Raw genomic sequence first — 4,993 nt, forward strand, 5'->3', positions numbered from 1 at the left:
CCCATCAGGGGCGCGGGGAACTGCGCAATCTTTTGTCTTTCAGGGGCGCGGGGAACTGCGCGACCAGCCCCCACCGGCCGGCACGCGGCGAAACGACCCGCGCGGAGCGCTACGCCGCGGTCGTCTGGCTCGTCACGGATATGCGGGCCAGCAACTCCTCGTAAGCCGCCCGGTCGAACTCGCCGGCCACCGGGGCCAGTACCGTCGCCGCGGACAGGGCGACCGCTCGGGCCAGGCGCTCCGGCCACGGCAGTTTCTCCACCAGACCCGACAGCAGGCCCGCGACCGCGGAGTCCCCGGCGCCCGTCGGATTGCCGCGGACCGGCCGGGGCGGGGCCGCGCGCCAGTCGCCCTCGGGCGTGCGGGCCAGCAGCCCCTCCGCGCCGAGGGACGCCACCACCGCGTGCGCCCCGCGCCGGCGCGCGTCCCGCGTGGCCTGCGACGGGTCGTGCGAGCCGGTCAGCTCGGCCAGTTCGTCCGCGTTCGGCTTGACGACGTCGGGGCGGGCCGCGATCCCCCGCCGCAACGGCTCCCCGCTCGTGTCGAGCAGCACCGGGACCGCCAACGCCCGAGCCGTGCGCACGAGTTGGCCGTACGCCCCGACCGGCACCCCGGGCGGCAGGCTGCCGCACAGGGCCACCGCGGAGCAGGAGCGCAGCAGAACCTCGTACGCCTCCTGGAAGCCGGCCCACTCGGCGGGCGTGATCTGCGGGCCCGGTTCGTTGAGTTGAGTCGTGTCACCGGTCGTCGTGTCGGCCACCGCGATCGTGCGGCGGGTCGAGCCGCTCACCGGGACCAGCGCGTCGACGACTTCCGGCGTCCGCGCGAGCCCGTCCCGCAGGGCCCGCCCGGTGACGCCGCCCACGAAGCCCGTCACGGTCACCTCGTGGCCGAGGGCCGCGAGCACCCGGGCCACGTTCAGGCCCTTCCCGCCGGGCCGTTCGGTCATCTCGTCCACCCGGTGGGAGGCGTGGGGCCGCAACTCCCGTACGCGGTACGTGATGTCGAGAGCGGTGTTCAGCGTGACCGTGAGAATCACCTGGGCCTGCCTCTCTCGATGTGGACCCGCCCGCCGGGTGCGCGTGCGGGTGCCACCGATGTGCTCGTCCGAAAGTCCGATCATGCCAAAGGCACCGGCCGTCGGCCCAGCCCCCGGCTCAGGCGGTCTGAGGTTCGACCAGCCATTCGCCCCGGCGCATCACACCCTTGACCTCGAAAGCGGAGTCCAGGACCACCAGGTCGGCGTCCTTGCCCGGCTCCAGCGAGCCCACCCGGTCGTACAGGCCCAACTGCCGTGCCGGGTTGGCGGAGATGGCCGCGACGACGTCCTCGACGGGCAGCCGGTCCACGGTCACCGCGCGCTTGAAGGCCCGGTCCAGGGTGAGCGTGGAGCCCGCGATCGAGCCGCCCTCCACCAGCCGCGCCACACCGTCCGCGACCTCCACCTCCAGCGGGCCGAGCATGTAGCGGCCGTCGCCGAAGCCCGCCGCGTCCATCGCGTCCGTGATGAACGCCACGCGCCCACCGCCCGCGTGATGGAACGCCAACTGCAGGGAGGCCGGGTGGAGATGGACGCCGTCGTTGATCAGCTCGACGGTGATCCGCTCGTCCTCCAGCAGGGCCGCGATCGGTCCGGGCGTGCGGTGCCCGAGCACCGGCATCGCGTTGAACAGGTGCGTCGCCACGGTCGCGCCCGCGTCGATGGCCTCCACCGTCTGCTCGTACGTGGCGTCCGTGTGCCCGATCGCCGCGATGACGCCGTGCTCGACGAGCAGACGTACGGAGTCGATGCCGCCCGGGAGTTCGGTGGCGAGGGTGACCATGCGGGCCTGGCCGCGCGCCGCGTCGATCAGCTTGCGGACCTCCGACGGATCGGGGTCGCGCAACAGCTTCTCGGAGTGCGCTCCCTTGCGGCACGGGGAGATGAACGGGCCCTCGAAGTGGACGCCCGCGATGTCGCCCTGCTCGGCGAGTTCGGAGAGGAGCCCCGCGCGCTGGGCCAGGCCGTCCATGTCACCGGTGACCGTCGAGGCGACGAGGGTCGTCGTGCCGTGGGCGCGGTGGGTGCGGATGCCCTGGAGGATCTCCTCGACCGTGCCCGAGGTGAAGGAGGCTCCGCCGCCGCCGTGGTTGTGCATGTCGACGAAGCCGGGGACCACGTAGTGGTTGCGCAGGTCCACCGTGGGGGCGTTCTCGGGAGCGCTCCCGGCGATGCGGGTGCCGTCGACGATCAGGCGTCCGCCGTGGACCGTTCCGGTGGGGAGGACTACGTTCGCGCCGGTGAGGATCGTCGGCTGCGGGCCGGTGGGGGCCGGGCGCGCCCCCGCGGCGGAGCCGCGTGATGTCTCGTCCCGCGCCCCTGACGGGGCGCCCTCGTGCGGGGCGGTCGGAGACATGCGCTCAGTGGTCATCGGGCGGATACCTCCGAAGTGGTGGCCAGCAGGTCCCAGGCGAGGAGGCCCGCGCCGAGGCAGCCGGCCGTGTCCCCCAGGGCCGCGGGGACGATGGACGGCAGTTTCTGGAAGGTGACGCGCCGCTCGACCGCGGCCCGCAGTGGTGTGAACAAGGTTTCCCCCGCCTCGGCGAGACCGCCACCGATGATCAGGACGCGCGGGTCCAGCAGGGTGAGCGCGGTGACGAGTCCGTCGGAGAGCGCGTCCACGGCGTCCTGCCAGACGGCCCGCGCGCGGGGATCGCCGGAGTCGACGGCCTTCGCGCAGTCCGCCGCGTCCGCGTCCCGGTCGCCGGAGGCCTCGGCCCACGCCTCGCTGACCGCGGCCGCCGACGCGTACCGCTCAAGGCAGCCGTGCTGTCCGCACGGACAGGGGGCGCCCCCGGGGCGTACGACGACATGGCCGATCTCGCCCGCGAAACCGTGCGCGCCCGCCTCCACCCGGCCGTCGATGCCGATCGCGCCGGCGATGCCCGTGCCCAGTGGTACGAACAGGAAGCGGTCCGCGCCCTGGCCGGCGCCGATCCGGCCCTCGGCGAGGCCACCGGTGCGTACGTCGTGGCCCAGGGCGACCGGTGCCCCGTACAGCCGTTCGCTGAGGAGCGTGCGCAGTGGTACGTCGCGCCAGCCGAGGTTGGCCGCGTAGGCGGCGATGCCGCGGTCGGCGTCCACGATGCCGGGGACGGCGACGCCCGCGGCGGCCGCGGGCTCGCCGAGGTGCTCCACGCCGTGCGCGCGCAGGTCGGCGGCGAAGGCGAGGATCGACTCGACGACGGAGTCCGGGCCGCGCTCCCGGCCCGTCGAGCGGCGCGCCTGGTGCAGCAGCTCGCCGTCCGCCCCCACGAGGGCGGCCTTCATTCCGGTGCCGCCCACATCCAGGGCGATGACGTGTCTCACACGTACAGTGTCGCCCCTTACCCCGTGAGAGGTCTAGTCCACTTACGTGGTGTAGACCTTAGAGCGAAAATTGCGATTCGAAAGTCTGGGATCGCATGAGCGAATCGGTGGGGTACGCGGGCACTTGGGCGCGCGGAAGCCAGGGCGCGCTCATGGGACGGACAGGGTTGGGGACGGCTGTAGTGCAGCGGCGAGTGACAAGTCTGATCGCGGTGGCGTCCGCACTGGGTGTGACCGCGGCCCTCGGAGGCTGCGGGAGCTCCGCCGGATCCGGGAACGTCACGCTGAAACTCGTGGCGGCCGACTACGGCGACTCCAAGGCGAACAGCTCACAGAAGTACTGGGACAAGCTGACCCAGGCCTACGAGGCGAAGCACCCCGGCGTGGACGTGCAGGTCAGCGTCTACTCCTGGAACGACGTGGACGCCAAGGTCAAGGCCATGGTCGACGCGGGCGACCCGCCCGACCTGGCCCAGATCGGCGCGTACGCCGACTACGCCGACGCGGGGGAGCTCTACCGCGCCGGCGACGTGCTCTCCATAGACACCCAGGCCGACTTCGTGTCGCAGCTGTCCGCGGCGGGCGAGATAAACCGGACGCAGTACGGCATGCCGTTCGCCTCCTCCACCCGGCTGCTCTTCTACAACAAGACCCTCTTCGCCGACGCCGGCCTCACCCCGCCGGAGAGCTGGAGCGACCTCGCCTCCGACGCGGCGGCCCTCAAGGCCAAGGGCGTGAAGTACCCGTACGCGCTGCCGCTCGGGCCGGAGGAGGCACAGGCCGAGACGCTGATGTGGCTGCTCAGCGGCGGCGACGGGTACACCGACACGGTCGGCTCCTACAGCCTCGACTCCCCGCAGAACGTCGACACCTTCACCTGGCTCAAGGAGGAGCTCGTCGACAAGGGCCTCACCGGGCCGGTCGCGCCCGCGAAGCTCAACCGCGCGGACGCCTTCGCGGCGTTCACGCGCGGCGAGGTCGGCATGCTGAACGGCCACCCCACGCTGATGAAGGCCGCCGCCGCGAAGGGCGTGAAGTTCGGCATGGTGCCGATGCCCGGCGCGAAGGGGCGCTCCAAGGCCACCATGGGCGTCGCCGACTGGATGATGGCCTTCAAGAAGAACGGGCACAAGGAGCAGATCGGGGACTTCCTCGACTACGTGTACAGCGACGAGAACGTCCTTGAGTTCTCCCACGAGTACGACCTGCTGCCCGTGACGACGTCCGCGTCCGAGGCGATGGCGCTCGACAAGGACGACGCGGACCTCGTCGACTTCCTCGGCGAACTGCCCAACGCCGAGCTGTACCCCGTGGGACAGACCTCCTGGGCCGCGGTCAGCGCGGACATCAAGCAGCGGATCGGCGAGGCGGTGAGCCCGGAGGGCAAGCCGGCGGCCGTGCTGGGGCAGTTGCAGCGGGCTGCTGCCGCTGCCCAGAACGCGGGGTGACTCCGTCGGTCGGGCGGTGTGGGTGGGTGCGGGTCCGGTGGGGGCGGGCCGCGCAGTTCCCCGCGCCCCTTGGGGGCTGCGCCCCCTGAAAGACAGAAGATTGCGCCGTTCCCCGCGCCCCTTTTGGGGTTAGCGTTGGGCTTATGGGTGACCAGGAGCTGACTGCGCAGGAGCGGGACGTGCTGGCGTTGGAGGG

General features: G+C 72.3%; 4 protein-coding genes. 1 reads left to right on the forward strand and 3 read right to left on the reverse strand.

The features are described from left to right. Nucleotides 1-109: 109 nt before the first annotated feature. The 3 genes from ACFWGJ_RS41855 to ACFWGJ_RS41865 form a co-directional block, all read right to left on the reverse strand. Complete coding sequence (locus tag ACFWGJ_RS41855) at nt 110-1,039, reverse strand: 1-phosphofructokinase family hexose kinase (protein WP_387334197.1); 930 nt, start codon at nt 1,037-1,039, stop codon at nt 110-112. A 118-nt stretch (nt 1,040-1,157) separates the two neighbouring features. After that, nucleotides 1,158-2,288: an N-acetylglucosamine-6-phosphate deacetylase gene (gene nagA / locus ACFWGJ_RS41860; protein WP_381832905.1), complete on the reverse strand. Its 1,131-nt coding sequence runs from the start codon at nt 2,286-2,288 to the stop codon at nt 1,158-1,160. 119 nt (nt 2,289-2,407) lie between these two features. Next, nucleotides 2,408-3,349 (reverse strand): ROK family protein, encoded by a 942-nt coding sequence (locus tag ACFWGJ_RS41865; protein WP_387334198.1) that lies wholly within the window; start codon nt 3,347-3,349, stop codon nt 2,408-2,410. 152 nt (nt 3,350-3,501) lie between these two features. Between ACFWGJ_RS41865 and ACFWGJ_RS41870 the strand changes: the two genes are divergently transcribed. Next, entirely contained in the window at nt 3,502-4,797 is a 1,296-nt protein-coding gene (locus ACFWGJ_RS41870) for an ABC transporter substrate-binding protein (protein WP_387334200.1), read from the forward strand. Nucleotides 4,798-4,993: the final 196 nt, after the last annotated feature.

This window comes from Streptomyces sp. NPDC060205, from assembly GCF_042728395.1.
In the GTDB taxonomy this organism is placed as follows: Bacteria; Actinomycetota; Actinomycetes; order Streptomycetales; family Streptomycetaceae; genus Streptomyces.

Bases quoted from the DNA above. Each gene is read 5' to 3' on its own strand.
- ACFWGJ_RS41870 (WP_387334200.1), top strand. From the start codon at position 3,502: ATGGGACGGACAGGGTTGGGGACGGCTGTAGTGCAGCGGCGAGTGACA.